Below are 23,194 nucleotides of genomic sequence, written 5' to 3'. Positions count from 1 at the left end.
ATAAATAAGACTCGATTAAGAGGAGGTGTTGTTTATCATGATGGTCAGTTTGATGACTCTCGTATGGGGATCAACTTGATGCAGACTGCAGCTGAACAAGGTGCACTTGTGATTAATTATGCTAAAGTGACCAATTTGATAAAGGATGATTCTGGCAAAATTTCAGGAGTAAATGTTTATGATGAAATAGGTAAGCAGCCATATTCGCTAAAAGCAAAAGTTGTAGTGAATGCTACCGGAATTTTTGTGGATGGTTTAATGAAGATGGATGCTCCGGAAAAAGACAATATAGTTCGTCCGAGTCAGGGTGTTCATCTTGTTGTAGATAAATCATTTTTAGGAGGGGATACAGCAATAATGATCCCAAAAACGAGTGATGGACGTGTTCTGTTTGGTGTGCCATGGCACGATAAGGTTGTTTTAGGTACAACAGACACTCCATTAAAAGAGTTTGTTTTGGAACCTCAGGCATTGGAAGAGGAGATAGAGTTTATTCTGAGAACTGCCGGAGAATATTTAGCGAAGAAGCCAACACGGGACGATATCCTTTCTGTCTTTGCTGGTTTGAGACCTTTGGCTGCGCCTAAAAAGGAATCTGACGGTAAGAAAACAAAAGAAATATCAAGAAGCCACAAAATTGTAATATCAGATAGTGGGCTCATTACTATTACAGGTGGTAAGTGGACTACCTATAGAGATATGGCTCAGGATGTTATTGATAAAGGTATTACTATAGGGGGATTGCCACGCAAAGAGTGTGTTACCAAAGATTTGCGAATACATGGATACAAGGAAAAGGTAGACAGATCCAACTTTAACTATGTTTACGGAAGTGATATTGATAAGATCGTTGAGCTTCAAAGCCAATCTCTGAAATTTGCCGAAAAATTACATCCCGATTATGATTATACAGTGGCTGAGGTTCTGTGGGCTGTTAGAGAAGAAATGGCTTTGACTGTAGAAGATGTACTTGCAAGACGTTTTAGGATTTTGTTTTTAGATGCACGTGCAGCAATTGATATGGCTCCACAAGTTACGTCGATTATGGCTATAGAGATGAATAAAGATAAGGAGTGGGAGGCTATACAAGTTCGTGAATTTGTGGAACTGGCTCAGCATTATTTATTAGTAGACTATAAGCCGAATTATATACCTTAGCATATGGAATGATAGCAGAAAAACTAATCATATAACTAATATACCATGGAACAGAAATACATTTTATCATTTGATGCCGGTACTACCAGCTCAAGGGCTATCGTATTCAATCGCAAGGGGGAGATATGCTCTGTAGCCCAGAAGGAGTTTCCGCAAATTTTTCCACAGAGCGGTTGGGTAGAACATGACCCTCTCGAAATATGGGCTTCGCAAGCTGCCGTAGCTGCTGAAGCCATTACAAAAATTGGAATCAATGGTACGAATATCGCCGGAATCGGAATTACCAATCAGCGGGAAACTACCATTGTCTGGGATCGTGAAACTGGAGAGCCCGTATACAATGCTATTGTATGGCAAGACCGAAGAACATCCGAATATTGCGATGCTCTGAAAAATGAAGGGCTACTTCCTGTTATCAAAGAAAAAACAGGACTGATTGTTGACGCATACTTTAGTGCAACAAAAGTAAAATGGATACTGGATAATGTTCAGGGAGCGAGAGAAAAAGCAGAAAAAGGAAAGCTGGTGTTTGGTACTGTTGATACTTGGATTGTATGGCAACTAACAAGAGGTTCGGTACATGTAACCGATGTTTCGAATGCTTCACGTACAATGTTGTTTAATATTCATACTTTGCAATGGGATAATGATCTTCTCGAGTTGTTTAATATACCGGTGAGTATGATGCCTAAGGTATGTGCTTCCAGTGAGGTGTATGGACATACACGAACTACAATTTTTGCCTCCAAAGTTCCTATTTCGGGTATTGCCGGCGACCAGCAAGCTGCGCTCTTCGGACAAATGTGCCTTGAACAAGGAATGGTAAAGAATACATACGGAACAGGTTGTTTTATCTTGATGAATACAGGGAATAAGCCTGTTGTATCAAAAAATAATCTAATATCTACGATAGCATGGCAGTTGGATGGAAAGACAACTTATGCTCTCGAAGGAAGTATTTTCGTTGGTGGAGCAATCGTACAATGGCTCAGAGATGGGCTTAAAATTATAAACTCTTCTTCCGAAATAGAGGAATTGGCCACGCAGGTAAAAGATAATGGAGATGTATATTTCGTGCCTTCTTTAACTGGCTTGGGGGCTCCCTATTGGGATCAATATGCACGGGGTACAATTGTTGGAATATCTCGAGGAACTACTTCTGCACATATTGCTCGTGCTGCGCTTGAAGGTATTGCTTATCAGACTATGGATGTAATCAATGCAATGATCTTGGATGCAGGCGTAGGGCTTAAAGAGCTTAGAGTAGATGGCGGTGCTGCTAAGAATAATTTATTGATGCAGTTGNNGCAGTTTCAGGCTAATGTGCTTGGGCAAACAGTGATTCGTCCTCAAACTACCGAAACCACCGCTCTGGGAGCTGCTTATCTTGCCGGGCTTGCTGTTGGCTATTGGGAGAATGTAGAGGAGATAAAGAAACAATGGCATATTGATACTAAATTCGAGCCTGATCTTAAGATTGATATGCATTTGGCTAAGAAAAAATGGTCTGAAGCTGTTTACCGTGCCCAATCGTGGGTGAGATAATATTCTAATCTATATACCATGGGACAAGATATTTTATTCGAATTTATAGGCACAGCTATACTCATTTTATTGGGTGCAGGTGTTTGTGCAAATGTTAATCTCAAGAAGACATTGGGCAACAGTTCCGGTTGGGTTGTGATTTCTTTCGGTTGGGGCTTGGCTGTTTTTGTTGCAGCGTTTATTTCTGCTCCATATTCGGGGGCTCATCTTAATCCGGCTCTTACTATAGGCTTGGCAATTGCAGGCAGTTTCAAAGGGAGTGTAATCGGGTATATAGTGGCGCAGATGTTGGGTGCTATACTTGGTGCATCTTTAGTTTTTCTGATGTATAAGCCTCATTTCGATGCCGAGGAAAATCCAAATGCTAAAAAAGGTGTATTCTGTACGGGTCCTGCAATAAAGGCCTATACTTATAATTTTATCAGTGAAGTAATCGGAACATTCGTCCTCATGTTTGGGGTGTTGATGGTCGGCGGTGCGCAAATAGATGGACCGCTTCCGGTATCGTTGGTTATAGTATCTATAGGTATGTCATTAGGGGGAACTACCGGATATGCTATTAATCCGGCTCGTGACCTTGGACCACGTATCGCACATGCAATACTACCTATAAAAAATAAAAGAGATAGCGACTGGGGCTACTCTTGGATACCTGTTCTCGGACCGATAGTTGGTGCTGCTCTAGCTTCGGGACTATATTTGTTAATCAAGTAGAAACTATATCTAATACCAAAATCTAGTTGTTAAAACCTTTTTAAATTACTAAGTTATGAAAAAGATTAATTTTATGCGTAAGGCATTATGTCTTGCGGTAGTGATGATTTTGACTTCTTCGTTCGCTTTAACGGCTCAAACATACCGTTATATAAAAGGCTGGCCGAAAGAAGCTAACGATCGTATTGAGAGCTTTTTGAACTCTACGATTACGATGAAAGAACGTAAAGTAGCCATATTTGACTGCGATGGTACACTGTTTGGTCAGGTTCCTTACTATCTGGCGGATGAAGCTCTTTTTAGTTTTGCTCAAAAAACTTATGGAAATAGAACAGACAAAGAAGCAAAAGAAAAAATGGCAATTGTAGATGATATGCTTCATGGAAAAGATAATGTGGGAATCGCTTATGTGCAAAAGCGTGTGAGATTTTTTGCCGGATTATCTCCAGACGAAATATCTACAATAGGGAATGATTGCTATAACGAAAAATTTCAAGGGAAGTTCTATCCTGAGATGAAAGAATTCTTAGCAAATCTACAAGAGTATGGAATCGAAATATGGGTATTGACTGCATCTCCTGAGTTTTTATATCAACGCTTTGTTCATGAACAACTGGGTATTCCTGTAGACCGTATTATCGGAGTGAAATCTGCTGTAAGAAATGGAAAGACAACTGACGAATTAGTATTGCCAACCCCTCAGGATTGGGGCAAAGCTGAAACTATTCACACGTTTATAAAAGCTCGTCCGATTATCGTTGGTGGTAATAGCCGTGGTGATATGGAAATGATGGATGAGTCCGTAGGATTGAAGTTAATGGTTAATCCTGATAATGTGAAGATAGAAAAAGAACATGCCGGAAATATGGAAGGTATGACAGTAAAACAATATTGGGATAAAGATCCGAACTGTGTTATTGTTTATTGTAACGATGTTCCCGAAGGAAACTATAAATATACAACTCAGGAATGGGGTGTGAAAGTTAATAAAACCAATAAGAAACAATAGCCATGTCTAGTTGTAGATTAACTATATTGGCTGCTCTTTCTCTGTTTGCATTTTCTTCATTGTTTGCTCAATCTGTAGATGTGAAAATCGCAGATGAAACCGTGAAAATAACTCCAATGGGTCGCTTTTATTTTGACGGAGCAACTTATATAGAAGACGGAACAGACCTAAGTAATGGGGTAGCTATGTCAGATGTCCGGTTGGGACTAAAAGCGAAATATAAAAGTTTCGATATGAAAGTTGATCTCGGATTTGCCGGAGGGAAAGTAGGTTATAAAGATATTTTCTTGCAGTATAATCTGAATAAAACATCTTATGTTAGAGGCGGACATTTTGCCGAACCATTTGGTATCGATCATATGGAGAGTTCTGCTAACATCAAGTTTATTACTGCCAACGCTACATCGTTTGCTTTCTCTCCGGGAAGAAAACTGGGAGTTGAGTATATCGGTTGGAATAAATATGCATGGGTAGGTATAGGAGCATTTGCTGATGGCGACTCTATGACTAACTCCATTGAAGGAGATGATGGATATTCGGCTACAGGGCGTGTTGTATTTAATCCGTTGCAGCAAGATGGTAAAATATTCCATATAGGCTTAGCCGGGTCTTATCGCAAGGCCGATGCTAATGGATTTGATGCTAACGGTGTGCAGAAGCCGAAAGTAATCAGCTATGGAAGTTCGTTGATCACAAATGTAGAAAAGCGTAAATTTATTCAGGCGAGTATATCAAATGCCGATTATCAGGCTAAATATGCTGTAGAGCTTATCGGAGCATACGGTCCTTTGTATCTTCAAGCTGAATATTTCCATAGTAATGTAGAAAGAAAAGATGATCTGCCTGCGTATAAAGCTAGTGGAGCTTATGCTCAAATTGGTTTCTTGGCTATTGGTGGTAATTATACTTATTCATCTTCTTGGGCGAGGATGGGTACTCCGAAACCGAAGTCTTTAGAATTTGCATTGAGGTACAACTATACCGATCTTGATAATAAAAACTCAGGGATAAAAGGAGGTAGAATGAGTGATTGGACGCTTGCTGCAAATTATTATTTAAATAAATATATAATGTTAAGATTAGACTATTCTAATGTTTCTTTAGGTAATACAAATCCTTTGGCCGCAGGAGAAACTATTAATGCTATTCAAGGCAGGCTTCAAGTTGTCTTTTAATTATATATAGTTTTATATATCAACATCGTAATTAGAGGGTAGATTTAATTTCTATCCTCTTATTTTATTTACAAAATGTTTCGATATATTTCTTTTGTATTTCGAATAGTTTCGTATATTTGTGAATTATCATAAAAGTTATTCTTATGAAATCTTCTTCAGATGTTTTTGATGTTATAGTCATCGGTGGCGGAATTACCGGAGCGGGTGTTGCTAGAGATTGCTCCCGTAGGGGATTGAATGCTGTTTTGCTCGAGCGTTACGATATATCTACAGGTGCTACAGGACGTAATCATGGATTGTTGCATAGTGGTGCGCGTTATGCTGTAACTGATAGAGAGTCTGCTGAAGAATGTATCAAAGAAAATATGATATTGAAACGAATAGCCAGCCATTGCATCGAAGAAACCAATGGTTTGTTTCTAACACTTCCGGAAGATGATATAAACTATCAGGCAAAATTTGTAGAGGCTTGTAATCTTGCAGGGATAAGAGCTGATATAATAGATCCAAAAGAAGCGCTCTTACTCGAGCCCTCTGCCAATCCGTTGATAGTAGGAACAGTAAAAGTTCCGGATGGATCAGTAGATCCGTTTCGTCTGACGGCATCCAACATGATAGATGCAAGAGATCATGGAGCAAAGATATTGACATACCATGAAGTAATAGGGATGTTGAGAGAACAGGATCGCATAATTGGAGTAGAGGTATTTGATCATAAAGAGAAAGAAACAAAAAAGATATATGGTTCGACTGTTGTCAATGCCGGAGGAATTTGGGGACAGCATATTTCTATGCTTGCAGGTGTTACAGTGAAAATGTTACCCGCCAAAGGTTCTTTATTGATTTTTGGTCACCGTGTTAATAATGTGGTGCTTAATCGATGCCGAAAACCTGCCGATTCGGATATTTTGGTTCCGGGGGATACTATTTCTCTGATCGGAACAACATCGATGAATATTCCATACGATGAAATTGATAACATGACTGTGACTCCTCAAGAGGTTGATATTCTCATAAGAGAAGGAGAAAAGCTTGCCCCACGATTGGCACAAACTCGTATTTTGAGAGCCTATGCTGGAGTCAGACCGTTAGTTGCATCCGATAATGAACCTACGGGACGAAATGTCAGTCGTGGTATCGTACTGCTAGACCATGCCGAACGTGATGGACTGCAAGGTTATATAACGATAACGGGAGGTAAGCTGATGACTTATCGTTTGATGGCAGAATGGGCGACAGACCTTGTGTGTAAGAAGTTGAATGTTTCGTCGCCATGCACTACGGCCGAAGAGAGATTGCCGGGATCTCGAGAAAATATAGAAGAAATAAATAAAAAAATAATTTCGTTGCCCGCTACGCAACGAAAAGCTGCGATATATCGTCATGGAGACTTGGCCGAAAAGCTCATGGACAATACACAACTAGATAACAGTCTAGTTTGTGAGTGTGAGGGCGTATCGGTAGGCGAAGTAAAATATGCGTTGGATGAACTGAATGTGAAAAGTCTTGTCGATTTAAGGCGAAGAACACGCATTGGTATGGGGACTTGCCAAGGAGAGCTTTGTGCTTGTCGAGCATCCGGTGTAATGCGAAGTACTGAACGGTTTTGTAGTAAGAGAGTAAAAGATGATTTATCTTCTTTCTTGAATGAGCGTTGGAAGGGCATCTATCCTATAGCATGGGGCGATACTTTGCGTGAAAGCGAATATACTGCTTGGGTTTATCAAGGGGTGTGCGGGTTAGATTCAGTTGAAAAATAATTATATTATGAAGTTTGATACGATTATAATAGGAGGTGGATTGTCGGGGCTTGTTTGTGGTATCAAATTGGCTCAACAGGGGGAACGTTGTGTTATTGTATCTTCCGGACAAAGTGCTTTACATTTTTCTTCCGGTTCGTGCGATCTATTGAATGCATTACCTGACGGAACAGCGGTGGATAATCCTTTGTCCGCTTTGCCTGATTTAATAAAGCAAATGCCCAACCATCCTTATGCAAAATTAGGGATAGATGGATTTGCTCGTTTCGTTTCTGATGCGGAAATTTTTTTTACAAATGTTGGGCTTCCTATGTTTGGGTGTGGTGATGCGAATCACTACCGAATTACTCCAATGGGGACATTAAAACCAACATGGCTGACCTCTTTCGGCTTTGCAACAAGTGAACGAATGGATAGGCTAAGATGGAAAAAAGTTTCGATATTCAATCCTGTTGGCTTTCTTGACTTTTATCCGCAGTTTGTAGCTGATGAGTTTTTGAAGCTAGGGACAGAGAGCGACATTCATTTGTTTGATATTCCCGATTTAGATTATCTCAGGCGTAATCCGACCGAAATGCGATCAACTAATATTGCTCGGGTTTTGGATCGAAATATAAATCTTTTAGCTAAAATATTAAATGATAAAAGTATAGATAGCGAAGCTATTATTTTACCGGCTTGCATAGGGCTAAATGCAATAGCCTTTCAGGATTTACAAAAAGAGGTAAATAAGCCAATCTTGCTGATTCCTACGATGCCGCCTTCTATTGTTGGGATTTATACACAGCAATATCTTCATGATTATTTTTTGAAACTGGGAGGCGTATATATGCTTGGTGATAGCATTAAAAAGGCAGATATAGAGAATAACACGATAAAGAGGGTTTATTCATTCAATCATGGAGACATTCCTTTGGTGGGCAAAACCTATATTTTGGCTACAGGAAGCTATTTTAGTCAAGGGTTGATTGCCACATCGGATCGGATATATGAGCCAATTTTTAACTTAGATGTTAGTTATTCAGATAACAGGCAAAAATGGTATAGCTCAAAAATGTTTGATGCACAAGGTTATCAGGAGTTTGGTGTTAAAACAGATAATAATTTCAGAGGACTTTTGAGCGGAGTTGCATTGGATAATCTATATGTTTCAGGAGCTATCCTCGAAGGATTCAATCCTATAAAAGAAGGCTGTGGAGCCGGTGTGTCTATTCTGAGTGCACTAAGTATAGCCGAAAGCATAATAAAAATAAATAGGGAGAATTATGAATTTGCAACAACATAATATAAGTGAAAATAACTTTGAACAATGTATAAAATGCACCGTTTGTACTGTTTATTGTCCTGTAGCTGCTGTTAATCCCGATTATCCGGGACCAAAGCAAGCCGGGCCGGATGGTGAACGCTTGCGTCTGAAAGAAGCTGATTTTTATGATGAAGCTTTGAAGTATTGTATCAATTGTAAAAGATGTGAGGTTGCTTGCCCGTCGAATGTTAAGATTGGCGATATAATACAATCTGCCAGAATTAAATATAGTAAAAAGAAACCCAAGATTCGGGATTTCATTTTAGCAAATACGGATCTGGTTGGTAGCTTTGCCACGCCATTTGCTCCAATAGTGAATGCAACTCTCGGTTTGAGTCCTGTAAAGTCTGTACTCGATTCTGTATTTAAGATAGATCATCGCAGAACTTTTCCAAAATATTCGTTGGGTACATTCGAGGGCTGGTATAAGAAACATGCTAATGAACAAAAGGTATTTGCGAAGCAAGTGAGTTATTTTCATGGTTGCTATGCCAATTATAATAATCCACAGTTGGGGAAAGACTTGATTAAGGTTTTCAATTCATTGGGAATAGGTGTGCAGTTACTAAAGAAAGAAAAGTGTTGTGGCGTTGCATTGATTTCTAATGGGTTTATTAATCAAGCCAAAAAACAGGCTAGAACAAATATAGCATCTATTCGCGAGTCTATATTGGAGAAAAATATACCCGTGGTTGCAACATCGTCTACCTGTACTTTCACGATAAGAGACGAATATCCGCACTTATTGGGGATCGATACCAAGGATGTCAGAGAGCATGTTGAGCTTGCTACACGCTATATCTACAGGCTATTGAGTACAACCGAAACAAAGCTGAAGTTGAAAGATAAAAGAATAAAGGTAGCATATCATACCCCATGCCATATGGAGAAATTGGGTTGGTCATATTATTCGATAGAGCTGTTGAAATTAATTCCGAATATCGAGCTCAAAGTATTAGATTCACAGTGTTGTGGTATAGCAGGTACCTATGGTTTTAAGAAAGAAAATTATAAAACTTCGCAAGATATAGGAGAGTCTCTTTTTAACCAAATTGAAGCAGAGGATTATGATTATATAGTGACAGATTGCGAAACTTGTAAGTGGCAGATAGAAATGTCGACTGCAAAACGTTGTGAACATCCAATTTCTATATTGGCAGAAGCTTTGGCTTAGAGGTAAATATAATAAATTAAGTAGGGTATAACGTAGTTTCGAATAGGGTTTCGAGCATTTCAGTGTTTTATAGGATAGCGAAAGGTATCTTATCTTATATTTTTTCAGATAGAGCTAATGATTTACCTTTTTAATTTGTGTATCGTATCTTATAGCGTTTTCAAAGACTTGTAATTGATTGCTTTATAGATGTAGATGTTGGTTTGTTTCGAATCGAAACTTTTCGAAGCTTTTTCTTGTCCTAAAATTAGTGAAAAAAGTATATTATTCGTATATTTGTTATAGAGCATAGTAGTAGAACTATTTATAATTTCAGATCGGGTTATTTTGTTGTTTTGCTATTATTACAGATGGGATTATAAACTTTATAAAATATAAAATATTATGTCAAAAGTCTACAGTATAAAAACAACTCAGAATATGAACGTGAATGATTATAATATCTTTGATAATTATGAAGCTATAAATAATTTATCACCAACATATATGGAGATACTGAAAATATTTAAAGAAATATTCAAGCATGTTGATATTTCTAAAATAATTAATGATAAGTAGTTAATTGTTTTTATTCCAGCCCTACCTCTCTTACATAAACTACTCTAAGAAGTTTTTATAGCTTCTAGCTGTTTCTTACACACTATTCTTTTCTTTATTTTTTATATTTAGTTTTATTAATACTATCAATCGTTTATATTAGGTAATTATAATTATCTAATATAAAGTAACTTTTATATAATTAGAGGTAATTAATAAGGTCACATTAAAAAATATATTGTAATCTGTCACTTTTGTCACCTTTTGATTGTATTTCTTTGTTCATTAGTGTGTTATGTTTTTCTGTTTTGTCACCTTTTCTAATAGAAGACAAGCATTGATAATTGAACTATTTGGTGTTATTTTTGTATATAAATAGTTAGTAAACTAGGAGGCGGATATGTTAGAAGAAAAATTATATATAAAGAATATGGTTTGTAATCGTTGCATTATGGTTGTGAAATCTGAACTTGAAAAGCTGGGAATCAGTCCTGTATCTATTATATTAGGTGAAGTAACCTTGTCGGGAGGTTTAAGTCCTCAACAGAAAGATGCGTTGAGTAAAAAACTTGAAGGCTTGGGGTTTGCTCTGATAGATGATAGAAGAGCACGCCTGATAGAGCAAATCAAGAATGCAATTATAGAACTGGTGCATTATAATAATAATGATCTGAAGGTGAATCTATCTGATTATATAAGCGATAAGCTTCATCATGATTATAATTATATCAGTAACCTCTTTTCGGAAATAGAAGGCACAACAATTGAAAAATACTTTATAGCACAAAAGATAGAGAGGGTGAAAGAGTTACTCGTATATGATGAATTGACATTGAATGAAATTGCATTCAAATTAAACTATTCGAGTGTGGCACACTTGAGCTCTCAGTTCAAAAAAGTAACGGGACTCACACCCAGTCACTTCAAACAGATCAAAACCACCAAACGTAAACCATTGGATGAGGTGTAAATCTCATAAACTTTTCAAAGAATAGTATAACAGCCTTCCAAACTATAGTTTCCATATTTGCATCATAAAAGAATACAATTATGAAAACAGATAATAGAGTAAAAAAAACATTTCCTGTGCTGCAAATGAGCTGTGCTTCGTGTGCTATTAGTGCCGAAAGCATAGTAAAAGGGCTAGATGGTGTAAGCAATGCTTCAGTCAATTTTGCTGCGGCAACCCTAAGCGTAGAATACCAACCCGAAATAATTAGCCCTGAACAAATACGAGCAGCCGTTCAGGATGGCGGATATGACTTGTTAATAGAGGATGACAAAGATACTGCGGCAGATACATTGGAAGATATACATAAAAAGAAGTTTAATGTCCTGAAAAGAAAGACAATCTTTGCAGCTATATTCTCTCTGCCTGTTGTTATTATCGGTATGTTTCTGATGGATATTCCGTATGCCAATGAAATAATGTGGGTGCTTTCTACACCTGTTATATTCTGGCTCGGAAGGGATTTCTTTATCAACGCATGGAAGCAGGCGAAACATCGTTCGGCTAATATGGATACATTGGTTGCTTTGAGTACAAGTGTCGCATATCTGTTTAGTGTCTTCAATACCTTATTTCCTCAATTTTGGCTAGATAGGGGAGTTCATCCTCACGTTTATTTCGAGGCTGCCTGTGTTATTATAGCATTTATCTTGCTTGGACGATTATTAGAGGAAAAAGCCAAAGGGAATACATCTTCATCGATAAAGAAACTGATCGGGCTCCAACCTAAAACAGTTACAGTTTCCGAAAATGGAAATTATATAGAACTTCCTATAGAACACGTAAACATTGGCAATATAATAGTAGTGAAACCCGGTGAAAAAGTTGCTGTTGATGGAGTTGTCATAGAAGGTTCCTCATATGTTGATGAAAGTATGCTTAGTGGAGAACCGATACCTGTATTAAAGAAAGAAGGCGAGAAGGTGTATGCCGGAACAATAAATCAGAAAGGAGCTTTTTTGTTCCAAGCCGAAAAAGTTGGAGCAGATACAATGCTCGCTCAAATTATCAGGATGGTACAAGATGCCCAAGGCAGTAAAGCTCCTGTACAAAAACTTGTCGATAAAATAGCTGGTATATTCGTTCCCATAGTCATGTCTATTGCGGTTCTTTCTCTTGTTATTTGGCTTATATATGGAGGCTCTGCTGGCATTACTCATGGTATTTTGGCATTGGTTACCGTGTTAATCATCGCTTGTCCTTGTGCTTTGGGGTTAGCTACACCTACAGCTATTATGGTGGGAATAGGAAAAGGTGCCGAAAAAGGGATATTGATAAAGGATGCCGAAAGTCTAGAGTTAGCAAAAAAAGTAGATGCCATAGTGCTAGATAAAACCGGAACCATAACAGAAGGTAAACCTGTTGTTACTGATGTTTATTGGCTGAGTGGCGATGATAGTAAAAAAGATGTTTTGTATAGCCTGGAAAAACAATCTGAACATCCTTTGGCTGATGCTGTAACAAATTATTTGGCTGGTATTGTTCCTGTGCCTATTCTGGATTTTGAGAGTATCACAGGAAAGGGTGTGATTGGGCTTGTTAATGGAGAAAAATATTTTGTTGGAAACAAGAAATTCATCGATGAAAACGGCATAATTGTCGATAATTTGCTCCTTGAAAAGATGGAAAATTCAAGCTATTCTTCAAAAACTATGATATGGTTTTCTGATAGTAAAAAGGCCATTGCTTTAATAGCTATTACAGATGAAATAAAGGCCACTTCTTTATCAGCAATACAACAGCTTCAATCTTCAGGTATAGAAGTGTATATGCTAACAGGTGATAATTATGCCACAGCAAAAGAAATAGCTTCAAAAGTAGGTATAAATCATTTTCATGCAGAAGTTTTGCCTCAGGATAAAGCTGAGTTTGTAAAGCAGTTGCAGTCAGAGGGTAAAGTTGTGGCTATGGTTGGAGATGGTATAAATGATAGTACTGCATTAGCACAGGCGGATTTGAGTATTGCGATGGGAAAGGGGAGTGATATCGCCATAGATGTGGCTAAAATGACCATTATCTCTTCAGATCTGACAAAGATATCTGAAGCTATAAAATTATCAAAACAAACAGTCGCCACTATTCGCCAAAATCTATTTTGGGCGTTTGTATACAACTTAATTGGTATTCCTTTGGCTGCAGGAGTTCTTTATCCAATAAATGGGTTCTTATTAAATCCTATGATAGCCGGAGCTGCAATGGCATTGAGTAGTGTAAGTGTTGTAAGTAATAGTTTGAGATTGAAATGGAATAAATAATAACTTATAGATTATAATTATGGAAAAGAACGTTTTTAAATTCAAAACAAGCATCAATTGTGGAGGATGTATAGCTAAAGTGACTCCTTATCTAGATTCTGTGAAAGGTATATCTAAATGGGAAGTAGATACAGCTGATAAAAATAAAGTATTGTCTGTTATATCTGATGAGGTTGTGGAATCAGATATTGTCAAAGCTGTTCAGCAAGCAGGATTTAAAATAGAAAAGATCAATTAAATAAAAAAAATAAAAGTCTGTCATTACCACAACGATAGACTTTTACAATAATTTAATTGAATGAAAATAAGTAACCGTAGTGCAAGCTGTAAATAAGAAGTATTGAAAAGCAAAATAATTGCTGCACTACGGTAATGAAAATCAGAAAAACCACTCTATATTTTTATGCTAACTTTACAAGATAAAATTAGCTGTTGCAGACTTTTTATAGGTAACGTTATTTAATACGATTTTATAAGATCCTGAAGCCCAAGTTGCCAAGTCAATTGATAATACTTTACCTCCGTATTTAACAACAGTCTTAGTATATACTAATGTGTTTGCAGCATTGTATACTTCTATCTTAAACTCACTCTTCGTATAAAAATACAAATCTAGATTAGTCCCTTCGATGTACATATCTATAGGCTCTACACCTGAAGTCTTAGTCATCCCTTCATCGGCAATATCACCTTTTATTTGTATTTTATTATCGTTGATGGCAGTTGTGTCAGCATTAATAGTTGCCGGCAATAAAAGAAAAATAAATGATAGAAGGTAAAGATATTTTTTCATAACATGCATTAATTTAATGTTTGTAATTCCAGACACTAAATTACTCAAGATATGCTATGCTTGTGCTATATATATAGGTCGATATGACTTTTTTTGACCTTCTGTTTTTGATAAGTATTTTTGTTCCAGTTGTTTATTCTTATTCTGGAGGAGCCGAAATATGACTTTTATTTTGACTTAGTCGGTGTTGAAAATGTCTCGTTTTGGTTCTTTGCAACATTACTATCCAAATAATCGACTATATTTCCATAATCTTTTACCCCAATTTTCTTTCTAATCGAAGATCTTTTCGAAGTAATGGTATTAATGCTTTGTTCCATGATAATGCTTATTTCAGCATTCGTAAAATCTGAATATATAAGACAGCATATTCTAAATTCAGATTCATCTAGCTGAGGGAAGGCTTCTCTCAGCGAATCGAAGAATCCATCGTGTAGTTCATTCATTGTTTGATATAACAAATCCCAATCAAGACTAGCTTGATTATATACAATTTCATTAAACTTCTTTAGTAGTTTTTCTCCATGCTTCTTTTCATCTTCGCGTAAAAAACCTTCCAGCAGAGCCGATTTCTTTAGGATATCGAAGTGGTGTAGTAGTTTATTTCTGAACGAGTCTTCTTTTTTATCGTAACTTTTAGCCATTTGGTTCAATTGGCTTATTTTTTGTTCAGCTTCTAATAATTCTCTACCATTTTTCTGTGTTTTATAATAAAAGAAGAACCCTATAATAAGCGTAGTAAGTCCAAGTCCTAATAATATGATAAACAAAAATTGCCTTTGAATTAACAGTCGGTTATTCGTGTTTTTTACCAGCTCATAATCATACTTTTTCTGTATATCCAGAATAGCTTGATTTTCATTGTTTTCATAAATATTATAAAGATTATTAATACAATCTTTATTATAGTCTAATGCTCGTCTATAATTGTTTTTTTCTTCTTCTATCATAGATAAAGATTCATATATTCTAGATGTTAGAAATGGATCATTACTCTCTTTCAAAAATTTTAGAGATTTCTCAAAATAGAAAATAGCTGAATCACTTTTATTTTCACTATAAAGTACTTGCGCCAAAGACGAGTATATTTTAGCTCTGGTAATGCTGCTGTTAGCGAAAGGGATCGCTTTATTCAGATATTCTTTTGATTTAGCAAAATTCCCTTCTTTTTTAAATATGAGTCCTAGATTATGCCTTATGTTTGATTGACAAATCGAGTCTTTTGTAATATCGGCAATTTCAAGTCCTTTTTGATAATAATAGAACGCACTGTCATTTTCCTTTTTCAACAAAAAACTGTTTCCTATATCTCTCAGCGAAAAAGCTTCATTCTTATAGTTTCCTGCTTTTTCAAAATAATTGGCAGCTCTCTTAAAGCGGATAAGGGATTCGTCCTGCAATAGTTCATTATAATACAAATATCCGATATGTGATTGAATTAACCCTTTAATATTGAAATTGTTTATTGTTTGGTCTGCATAGGTTTCGGCTTCCATATAGGCACCCATAGCCTCCTTGTTCTTTTTTTGATCTTTCAAAACTCTTCCTGTGTAAAAGCAAGCGAGAGTTCCGTTAACCATATCATTATGTTTNNATAGTATCCTTCGAAATATCCTTGTTGCTTTTATCTCTAGCTTGAATTCTTAAGAGATTATATTTGTTGAACTTTTCTTTATTGAGATTCTCGGGATATAAAATAGAATCTAATAGAGCAAGAGCACTGTCGGGCTTGTTGTCTATAAGTGATTCTGCTTCAAAAATATACCTTTCAGCATTTTCTGATCCGGGGTTACATGCAAAACACGTAAAGGCTAAGATTAGAATAACAAATAATCTTATATATCTCATAATTCGTAAACTTCAATGTGAAAACTGTATACTTCTCTATATACAAAGTTACTTTTTATATTTTTTAATCTAACAAATGTTTGTTCTAAAATAGTTAAATTTTCGTTGTGTAGATTAATAATAATAGAATTAAATAGAGCAAACAAAAAAGGTTATTACCAATTAAGATAATAACCTTTTATATGAGTGCTAAATTTTTATTTTAGGTATGCGTCAAACCAACGGAAGAACTCTCTCTGGAACAGAACTCCGTTCTGAGGTTGAGATATCCAGTGATTCTCGTTTGGATAAATCAGCATTCGGGCCGGAATTCCTTTAAGTTTTGCAGCATTGAATGCCATCATACCTTGAGATGCAAGAATTCGATAGTCAAGTTCGCCATGAGTAATCATAATAGGGGTATCCCACTTGTCTACAAATTTATGAGGAGAGTTAGCATACGAGCGTTGAGCAATAGAATTACTTCTATCCCAGAAAGAACCGCCTAAGTCCCAATTTGCAAACCACATTTCTTCAGTTTCAAGATATTGGGCTTCCAAATTGAAGATTCCTGCATGCGCAAGGAATGCCTTAAACCGTTTGTTATGATTTCCGGCTAACCAATATACCGAGAACCCGCCATAACTAGCGCCTGTGCATCCTAATTTGTCTGCATTTACGTAAGGCTCTTTTGCTAAAGCATCAATTGCAGAAAGATAATCCTTCATATTCTGACCGCCATAATCTTTACTTATTTGCTCTAGCCATTCTTGACCAAAGCCAGGTAAACCTCTACGGTTAGGGGCTACAATGATATATCCGTTAGCTCCCATCATTTGTAAATTCCAACGATAAGACCAAAACTGGCTCACAGTACTTTGAGGTCCTCCCTGGCAGTATAATATTGCCGGGTATTTCTTATTCGGGTCAAAGTTTGGAGGATAAACAACCCATGTTAGCATTTTCTTCCCATCGGTAGTCGCTATCCAGCGTTCCTCTACTTTGCCCATCGTTAATTGGCTGAGTATATCTTTGTTTTCGAAACTTAGTTCAGTTGCTTCTCCTGTAGAAATATTTATAGAGTATATTTCATTCGGCTTAGATAATGAATGACGAAGTGCTATAAGTTTGTCTCCGGCTATCTCAAATGATTCATAATCATGATCGCCTTTGGTGATTTGTTTTATTTCTTTTGTGTGAATATAAGCCTGGAATAATTGAGTTTTAGCTTCAACACAAGAAACAAAATAAATGCTTTGATTGTCATCACTCCACAAAAGGAAATCGGTATTATAATCGAATGCTTCGGTCACGTATGTCTTTTCTTTTGTTGCTAAATTCATGACAAACATTCTGTTTTTGTCTGACTCGTAGCCTTCACGTTCCATACTTTGCCAAGCTATATATTTGCCATCGGGAGAGAATACAGGGTTTATATCATATCCCATCATCCCCTCTGTGAGGTTTTCGGTCTGCTTACTTTCTATATTGAATAGATAAATGTCTGAATTGGTAGACAAAGCGTATTCCAATCCTTTTTTCTTGCGACATGTGTATGCGATGGACTTACTATCAGGGCTCCAAGCCAACTGCTCGGTACCTCCAAATGGAAGCATTGGACATTCGTATGGTTCATCGCCAAGAATATCAATTCCGTCTGATACTTTTTCTCCATCGAAATCAGCAACAAAAGTATGAGGGATTTCTTCAACCCACTCAGACCAGTGTTTATACATCAGGTCATCAATAATTCGTCCTGACGCTTTAGGCAGATCTTTGTAACGGTCTGTTGTACGCTCTCCGAATTTTATGTTTTTGATGTACATAATTCTTTTCCCGTCAGGAGAATAAGAAAACCCATTAACATCACCTTCTATATTGCTTATTTGCTTACGACCGCTACCATCTGGATTCATTTCCCATATTTGAGAAGATCCACTTTCGCTACTCAAAAAGGCAATCTTATTTCCTCCTTTCACCCAAATAGCATTGTTTTCGCTTTTAGGAGTCTGTGTTATTTGTTTTTTGTCAGAACCATCTACATTCATCGTAAATAGCTCTTTATTTGTTTTATTCTGTTCAATGCTTACATAAGTCACACCATACAATATCTTCGATTTGTCCGGTGAGACCTGAACATCAGATACGCGTCCAAAACTATATAATACTTCGGGCGTCATTATTCCGTTTTCTACCTTTACGGAGGCTTTGCCTATGATGGGCTCATCTTTTTCTGAATTTGCCTTCTTGTCGGCAGAATTACATGCGGCCAAGACTGCACCTAAAACTAATGCCATAATGGATTTATATTTCATATACTTATTTATTTTATGGCTTCAAAGGTATTGGTTTTTTGTAATACATACAACTTTAATTAGTCTGTAGGAATCATATATTTATACTCAATCGCATAATATCTTAGGATTCTAAAATAAGCGTGGCGATTAAGATATAACCGCCACTCTATTAAGTCTATATAAATTACTATTTTATTACAGTGTTTTTAGCTTTAAATTACGCCATAGAACTTTTATGCCGCCACCATCATGTATTTGAAGTGCTATACGTCCTTGTCCTGCACCGATTTTCTTATCATCAAAGTTGACCATCTCTTGTCCATTAAGCCATGTCGTTACTTTGTTACCCTGAACAAGTATACGCATGGTATTCCAGTCGCCAACTTTAAGAAACTCTTCTTTCTCTTTTGGTATTTGTATCAACCATCCTCTACCGTACGATTCGTAGATGCCACCTGTTCCATGACCTTTAGGCGCTACTTCTACTTGCCAGCCATTCACTTTTACATCTTCTTCGATAAACGAACGGATAAATACTCCCGAATTACCATCTGCTTCTTGCTTAAATTCAACAGTCAGGTCAAAATTATCATAATATTCGCGCGTAGCGAGATATCCATATTGTTTGTCAGGGCCGCTTTCGCATACCAAAAGTCCATCTTGTACGTACCATTTTTCTGTTCCATAAACGTCCCAGCCTTTCAGGTCAGTCCCGTTGAACAGATTTACTTCTTTCGATTTCGTTGGTAGTTCTTTAATCTTTATATTGCGGAACGATGCCGGATATCCATGATCCTGAAGACATAATACACCTTTTTTCGCCAGTCCGTATTCTGGAGCATCTTTCCATTTTCCACTATTCTTTCGTTCGAACCAATCATCAGTCCATGCTTCGAATTCTAATATCTTTACACCGTTCAACCAGTGTTCTACATGACCATTGTCAAATACTATTTTCGAATTGTTCCATTCTCCATGAGGATTGACTTTCATTTTTGTCGTATCGGGGATATACATAGCATAATCTGCACCCAAATCTTGCCAGGCTTCTAGTTTTTCTGCGAAATTAGGAGTATCTATCAGTTGGTATTCAGGGCCGGTAACATACGGTACTTTATATTGCGGTCTTTCCACTACATGATATAGCATGCCGCTATTTCCACCTTTCGATAATTTCCAATCCCAAGATAGCTCGAAATTTTCATACTGTTTCTCTGTAACAATGTATCCACTGGCATCGCTACCATCACCTTTTGCCTGAATGCAGCCATCTACAACATGCCAAGGCTCAGTGAGTGATGTGCCATTGTAGTCGCGCCATCCATTAAGTGTTTCTCCATCAAATAAAAGTTGCCAACCTTCTTGCTTCTCTTTTTCGGTCAGAGTGTTAGGCTTTTCTCCACCGATGCAGGCTGTAAAAGATACTGCCACAATGGAGCATAGTGTCAGTAGGATTTTAGGAGTCTGTTTTTTAATTGTAAACATCATATTTGATTTTGGTTTATAAATAGGTTAAACTTATCGGTAAAGATAATGAATTATGAATAAAACACTTACTGATCAGTGGCAACACTTCGTATAAATCTGTCTTTTTTGACAAATGAGTAAATGATGCTATGTTATGAAATGAATCTATAAACTTCTGAATAATAGATGTCTATATATACATTATTTAGAGCGATTATTTTTATCTGCTCTGTATGCATCCACAGCTTTTTTAACCGAACCATGTAGTAACAGTAGATGCTTTGCTTGTTCATAATCCAACCCTAACTCTTCGGATACCATGCGTGTTCCCCTGTCTACAAGTTTTGCATTCGATAATTGCATGTTGACCATTCGGTTACCTTTCACCCGTCCTAACTTTATCATAGTAGCCGTAGTGATCATATTCAATATCATTTTTTGACCTGTGCCAGATTTCATGCGCGAACTACCTGTAACATATTCAGGCCCAACTATCATTTCTATTGCTATTTCTGCTTCCTGAGCAATAGGCGAATCGGGATTGCTAGAGATGGATGCTGTAAGGATTCCATGTTTGCGAGCTTCACGTAAAGCTCCTACAACGTATGGCGTTGTACCTGATGCTGCAATCCCAATTACTGTATCTTTATCATTTATGTTGTGAGCTTGTAACTCAGTCCACCCAGATTCCATATTGTCTTCGGCTTTTTCTACAGGATTGCGCAATGCTGTATCACCTCCTGCAATGAGCCCGATAACCAATGTTTTTGGCATACCAAATGTTGGTGGAATTTCGGAAGCGTCCAATACACCAAGACGTCCGCTAGTTCCTGCTCCCATATAGAAAATACGCCCTCCTTGTTGCATCCGGGGTACTATTTGCGAAACAAGTTTTTCTATTTGTGGTATCGCCTTTTCTACAGCTAAAGCTACTTTTTTATCTTCATTGTTTATGTCTGTCAAGAGTTCAAGTACAGACTTGTTCTCTAGATTGTCATATAGCGACGGTTGCTCTGTTATCTTTACAAAAGCCATGTTGAATTAATTATGTATTGTTTGACATTCGCCTGCATAGTATTTTATGAGGCCCTCCATCGGAGACTGAGAGATGATACCTACCTTAATATTTAAGTCAGCACCAACTTTGCGCACCAAATGTTTATAATAGTATGCTACCGACCCGGTGAAATGCACATCATTATTTTTGTAGTCATATTGCATCACATTTTTTACAAAAAAGTCTTTGAAAGCATTGTATACTAGATCATACACCGTTTTATCGTGTATATTCTCTACCAAAAACGGAGATAAACTTGCCAAAAAACGATTAGCAAGGGGTTGTCTATATACCATATCCAGAATAGTTGCAGGAGTGAGATCAAACTCTTTCAGGAATTTTTCTTTCAACCCTTTTGTTAGCTGGTTTTTCAGGCATGCCCCTAAGAATAAGCGTCCAAGTACGGCGCCACTTCCTTCGTCACCTAAGACATAGCCCAGCGGAGAAACATTCTCAACAATCTCTTCTCCGTCGTAAAAACAAGAGTTTGATCCTGTGCCCAAGATACAAGCGATGCCTTTTTTTGTCCCACATAGTCCTTTTGCTGCCGCAACTAAATCACTATTTACTTCAATGTGAGATGTCTTTATGTTATCGGCTATCGCATCTCTTACAATTTTATTCTTTTCGGGAGATGCACAGCCTGCACCAAAAAAATGTACAGAATCTATTGTGTGTCCATTGAGGACGGGGTTAATAACTTTCTTTATTTCTTCACTAATATCTTCTCGAGACCGAAAAAACGGATTTGCTCCTTTGGTAGAAATCTGTTTGATCTCTTTAGTACCCTCTACTAAACGCCAATCGACCTTTGTAGAGCCGCCATCTGCTAATAATATCATATTTTAATATAGATTTTCTTTTTATACAATATGTTTCCTATTATCCAATTAAATCCTACAAACAAGAGGGCATATACAAGCGAACCGAGGTAATTACCCAGATAAGGTTGTAGGCAGATTTGGTATATGAAATTTTTTAAATTAATTATATTTCCGTAATACGTAAAAATTATGTTTCCGAGCAAAATAGAGAAAATGCCTGCTGCAACATATATAAATAAAGGATTTACACCGAATGATTCAAAAAATACACTCCATTTTTTATGTCCTTTTATATCAATGATCCATATCAGAAGAGCAAGTAACGTTGATGCTAACCCACATGTTGCCAAAACAAATGTAGGAGACCATATTTTTTTGTTAATCGGACAACCGTAACTAAGTAAAAAGCCCAAGAATGTCATTACCGCTCCAACTATAAATAAACGTTGTATTCGCTCGTTATTGTCTTTGGTTGTTAGGAGAATTTCTCCACAACAGAATCCTATTAATACATGGCAGATTGCCGGTATGGTACTTAATAGTCCTTCGGGATCAATTGCCAAACCGCTATCTTTATACATGTGATCTATACCCAAAATAGCTCTGTCGAGCACTGAAATGATATTGTCTTCACTAAAGTCGAACCCGTTGCCAAATAAGAGCAGTAAAAAATATCCAATGAGTGTAACGACTATGATATAAGGTATATACTTATGTTTTACAAATATAGCTATCAGAGCTGTAGCACCGTATGTAAGTGCCAGTCGTTGCATAACGCCGAGTATTCGGATATGCTCGAAGTTTGTAATGGCTGTTATAAATCTTTCAAAAAAGCCGATATCTTCACTCGATAGACTATTAAATGTTCTGAATGACAATGAAAGCCAGCCCAATCCAAGCCCGATGAGAAATATAACTACCGTTCTTTTTAGAATTTTGAAGAGTGTAGGCTTGCTGAACTCAAAATTGAATTTTCTTAACGAGATGTAAGTTGATATTCCCATAATAAACATGAAAAATGGGAAAACCAAGTCGGTAGGAGTTAGTCCATGCCACGCTGCATGTCCCAGAGGCGCATATACATAGCTCCACGAACCCGGATTATTTACCATTATCATTCCGGCAATGGTTATTCCCCGCAGTATGTCGAGAGATAGGAGTCTGCTGCTTGGTTTTTGAGTCATTTGTTACTTTTTTTATATTGCTTATAATCAGGTGTTATGGTGCTAAAAAGTGACAAAAAAGAAAATTTTTTTGTATGTTTTTTTTTTTTATTTTTTTTTT

General features: G+C 37.0%; 19 protein-coding genes. 12 read left to right on the top strand and 7 right to left on the bottom strand.

What is annotated here, in order from left to right:
* The 12 genes from B3P17_RS03430 to B3P17_RS03375 all read left to right on the top strand — a co-directional run.
* On the top strand, positions 1–1,158 hold a 1,158-nt coding region (locus B3P17_RS03430; protein WP_291103365.1), incomplete at its 5' end, for a glycerol-3-phosphate dehydrogenase/oxidase.
* 45 nt (positions 1,159–1,203) lie between these two features.
* A complete protein-coding gene (gene glpK, locus B3P17_RS03425; protein ID WP_291103362.1) occupies positions 1,204–2,703 on the top strand; it encodes a glycerol kinase GlpK in 1,500 nt (499 codons plus the stop codon).
* 18 nt (positions 2,704–2,721) lie between these two features.
* A complete protein-coding gene (locus tag B3P17_RS03420) occupies positions 2,722–3,417 on the top strand; it encodes an MIP/aquaporin family protein (protein ID WP_252636468.1) in 696 nt (231 codons plus the stop codon).
* 55 nt (positions 3,418–3,472) lie between these two features.
* A complete protein-coding gene (locus B3P17_RS03415) occupies positions 3,473–4,426 on the top strand; it encodes an HAD family hydrolase (RefSeq protein ID WP_252636467.1) in 954 nt (317 codons plus the stop codon).
* 2 nt (positions 4,427–4,428) lie between these two features.
* The gene (locus B3P17_RS03410; RefSeq protein ID WP_252636466.1) at positions 4,429–5,601 is read left to right on the top strand and encodes an OprO/OprP family phosphate-selective porin; all 1,173 of its coding nucleotides are present in this window, start codon (positions 4,429–4,431) and stop codon (positions 5,599–5,601) included.
* Between the two features lie 146 nt (positions 5,602–5,747).
* Positions 5,748–7,364 carry an anaerobic glycerol-3-phosphate dehydrogenase subunit A gene (gene glpA / locus B3P17_RS03405; RefSeq protein ID WP_291103356.1) on the top strand — a complete coding sequence of 539 codons (1,617 nt, stop codon included), beginning with the start codon at positions 5,748–5,750 and terminating at the stop codon, positions 7,362–7,364.
* Positions 7,365–7,371: 7 nt separating this feature from the next.
* The gene (glpB, locus tag B3P17_RS03400) at positions 7,372–8,649 is read left to right on the top strand and encodes a glycerol-3-phosphate dehydrogenase subunit GlpB (protein ID WP_252636464.1); all 1,278 of its coding nucleotides are present in this window, start codon (positions 7,372–7,374) and stop codon (positions 8,647–8,649) included.
* Positions 8,630–9,844, top strand: a complete 1,215-nt coding sequence (glpC, locus tag B3P17_RS03395; RefSeq protein ID WP_252636463.1) for an anaerobic glycerol-3-phosphate dehydrogenase subunit GlpC — start codon at positions 8,630–8,632, stop codon at positions 9,842–9,844. Before glpB ends, glpC begins: the two co-directional genes overlap by 20 nt.
* A gap of 384 nt (positions 9,845–10,228) precedes the next feature.
* Positions 10,229–10,402, top strand: coding sequence for a hypothetical protein (locus tag B3P17_RS03390; protein ID WP_167755419.1), 174 nt, complete (start codon positions 10,229–10,231; stop codon positions 10,400–10,402).
* A 379-nt stretch (positions 10,403–10,781) separates the two neighbouring features.
* Entirely contained in the window at positions 10,782–11,351 is a 570-nt protein-coding gene (locus B3P17_RS03385; RefSeq protein ID WP_252636462.1) for a helix-turn-helix domain-containing protein, read from the top strand.
* 80 nt (positions 11,352–11,431) lie between these two features.
* A complete protein-coding gene (locus B3P17_RS03380; RefSeq protein WP_252636461.1) occupies positions 11,432–13,645 on the top strand; it encodes a heavy metal translocating P-type ATPase in 2,214 nt (737 codons plus the stop codon).
* 19 nt (positions 13,646–13,664) lie between these two features.
* The gene (locus B3P17_RS03375) at positions 13,665–13,883 is read left to right on the top strand and encodes a heavy-metal-associated domain-containing protein (protein WP_252636460.1); all 219 of its coding nucleotides are present in this window, start codon (positions 13,665–13,667) and stop codon (positions 13,881–13,883) included.
* 174 nt (positions 13,884–14,057) lie between these two features.
* Here B3P17_RS03375 and B3P17_RS03370 read toward each other — a convergent pair whose 3' ends face one another.
* The 7 genes from B3P17_RS03370 to B3P17_RS03340 all read right to left on the bottom strand — a co-directional run bounded on the left by B3P17_RS03370 (position 14,058) and on the right by B3P17_RS03340 (position 23,094).
* Positions 14,058–14,438, bottom strand: a complete 381-nt coding sequence (locus tag B3P17_RS03370) for a DUF3244 domain-containing protein (RefSeq protein WP_252636459.1) — start codon at positions 14,436–14,438, stop codon at positions 14,058–14,060.
* Between the two features lie 167 nt (positions 14,439–14,605).
* Positions 14,606–16,018: a tetratricopeptide repeat protein gene (locus B3P17_RS03365; RefSeq protein ID WP_291103348.1), complete on the bottom strand. Its 1,413-nt coding sequence runs from the start codon at positions 16,016–16,018 to the stop codon at positions 14,606–14,608.
* Positions 16,019–16,483: 465 nt separating this feature from the next.
* Entirely contained in the window at positions 16,484–18,580 is a 2,097-nt protein-coding gene (locus B3P17_RS03360) for a S9 family peptidase (protein WP_393925121.1), read from the bottom strand.
* Positions 18,581–18,757: 177 nt separating this feature from the next.
* Positions 18,758–20,050, bottom strand: a complete 1,293-nt coding sequence (locus tag B3P17_RS03355) for a 3-keto-disaccharide hydrolase (protein WP_252636456.1) — start codon at positions 20,048–20,050, stop codon at positions 18,758–18,760.
* 180 nt (positions 20,051–20,230) lie between these two features.
* On the bottom strand, positions 20,231–21,064 hold the full coding sequence (gene murQ, locus B3P17_RS03350; RefSeq protein WP_252636455.1) for an N-acetylmuramic acid 6-phosphate etherase: 834 nt from the start codon (positions 21,062–21,064) through the stop codon (positions 20,231–20,233).
* A gap of 6 nt (positions 21,065–21,070) precedes the next feature.
* Positions 21,071–21,928, bottom strand: a complete 858-nt coding sequence (locus tag B3P17_RS03345; protein ID WP_252636454.1) for a BadF/BadG/BcrA/BcrD ATPase family protein — start codon at positions 21,926–21,928, stop codon at positions 21,071–21,073.
* Entirely contained in the window at positions 21,925–23,094 is a 1,170-nt protein-coding gene (locus B3P17_RS03340) for an acyltransferase family protein (RefSeq protein WP_291103341.1), read from the bottom strand. The genes B3P17_RS03345 and B3P17_RS03340 overlap by 4 nt, the downstream gene beginning before the upstream one ends.
* Positions 23,095–23,194 lie beyond the last annotated feature (100 nt).

Source organism: Dysgonomonas sp. UBA7630, from assembly GCF_002483985.1.
GTDB lineage: Bacteria > Bacteroidota > Bacteroidia > Bacteroidales > Dysgonomonadaceae > Dysgonomonas.
This window is presented reverse-complemented; position numbering and strand designations above follow the sequence as displayed.

Bases quoted from the DNA above. Each gene is read 5' to 3' on its own strand.
- B3P17_RS03420 (WP_252636468.1), top strand. From the start codon at position 2,722: ATGGGACAAGATATTTTATTCGAATTTATAGGCACAGCTATACTCATT.
- B3P17_RS03415 (WP_252636467.1), top strand. From the start codon at position 3,473: ATGAAAAAGATTAATTTTATGCGTAAGGCATTATGTCTTGCGGTAGTG.
- B3P17_RS03410 (WP_252636466.1), top strand. From the start codon at position 4,429: ATGTCTAGTTGTAGATTAACTATATTGGCTGCTCTTTCTCTGTTTGCA.
- glpA (WP_291103356.1), top strand. From the start codon at position 5,748: ATGAAATCTTCTTCAGATGTTTTTGATGTTATAGTCATCGGTGGCGGA.
- glpB (WP_252636464.1), top strand. From the start codon at position 7,372: ATGAAGTTTGATACGATTATAATAGGAGGTGGATTGTCGGGGCTTGTT.
- glpC (WP_252636463.1), top strand. From the start codon at position 8,630: ATGAATTTGCAACAACATAATATAAGTGAAAATAACTTTGAACAATGT.
- B3P17_RS03390 (WP_167755419.1), top strand. From the start codon at position 10,229: ATGTCAAAAGTCTACAGTATAAAAACAACTCAGAATATGAACGTGAAT.
- B3P17_RS03385 (WP_252636462.1), top strand. From the start codon at position 10,782: ATGTTAGAAGAAAAATTATATATAAAGAATATGGTTTGTAATCGTTGC.
- B3P17_RS03380 (WP_252636461.1), top strand. From the start codon at position 11,432: ATGAAAACAGATAATAGAGTAAAAAAAACATTTCCTGTGCTGCAAATG.
- B3P17_RS03375 (WP_252636460.1), top strand. From the start codon at position 13,665: ATGGAAAAGAACGTTTTTAAATTCAAAACAAGCATCAATTGTGGAGGA.
- B3P17_RS03370 (WP_252636459.1), bottom strand. From the start codon at position 14,438: ATGAAAAAATATCTTTACCTTCTATCATTTATTTTTCTTTTATTGCCG.
- B3P17_RS03365 (WP_291103348.1), bottom strand. From the start codon at position 16,018: ATGGTTAACGGAACTCTCGCTTGCTTTTACACAGGAAGAGTTTTGAAA.
- B3P17_RS03360 (WP_393925121.1), bottom strand. From the start codon at position 18,580: ATGAAATATAAATCCATTATGGCATTAGTTTTAGGTGCAGTCTTGGCC.
- B3P17_RS03355 (WP_252636456.1), bottom strand. From the start codon at position 20,050: ATGATGTTTACAATTAAAAAACAGACTCCTAAAATCCTACTGACACTA.
- murQ (WP_252636455.1), bottom strand. From the start codon at position 21,064: ATGGCTTTTGTAAAGATAACAGAGCAACCGTCGCTATATGACAATCTA.
- B3P17_RS03345 (WP_252636454.1), bottom strand. From the start codon at position 21,928: ATGATATTATTAGCAGATGGCGGCTCTACAAAGGTCGATTGGCGTTTA.
- B3P17_RS03340 (WP_291103341.1), bottom strand. From the start codon at position 23,094: ATGACTCAAAAACCAAGCAGCAGACTCCTATCTCTCGACATACTGCGG.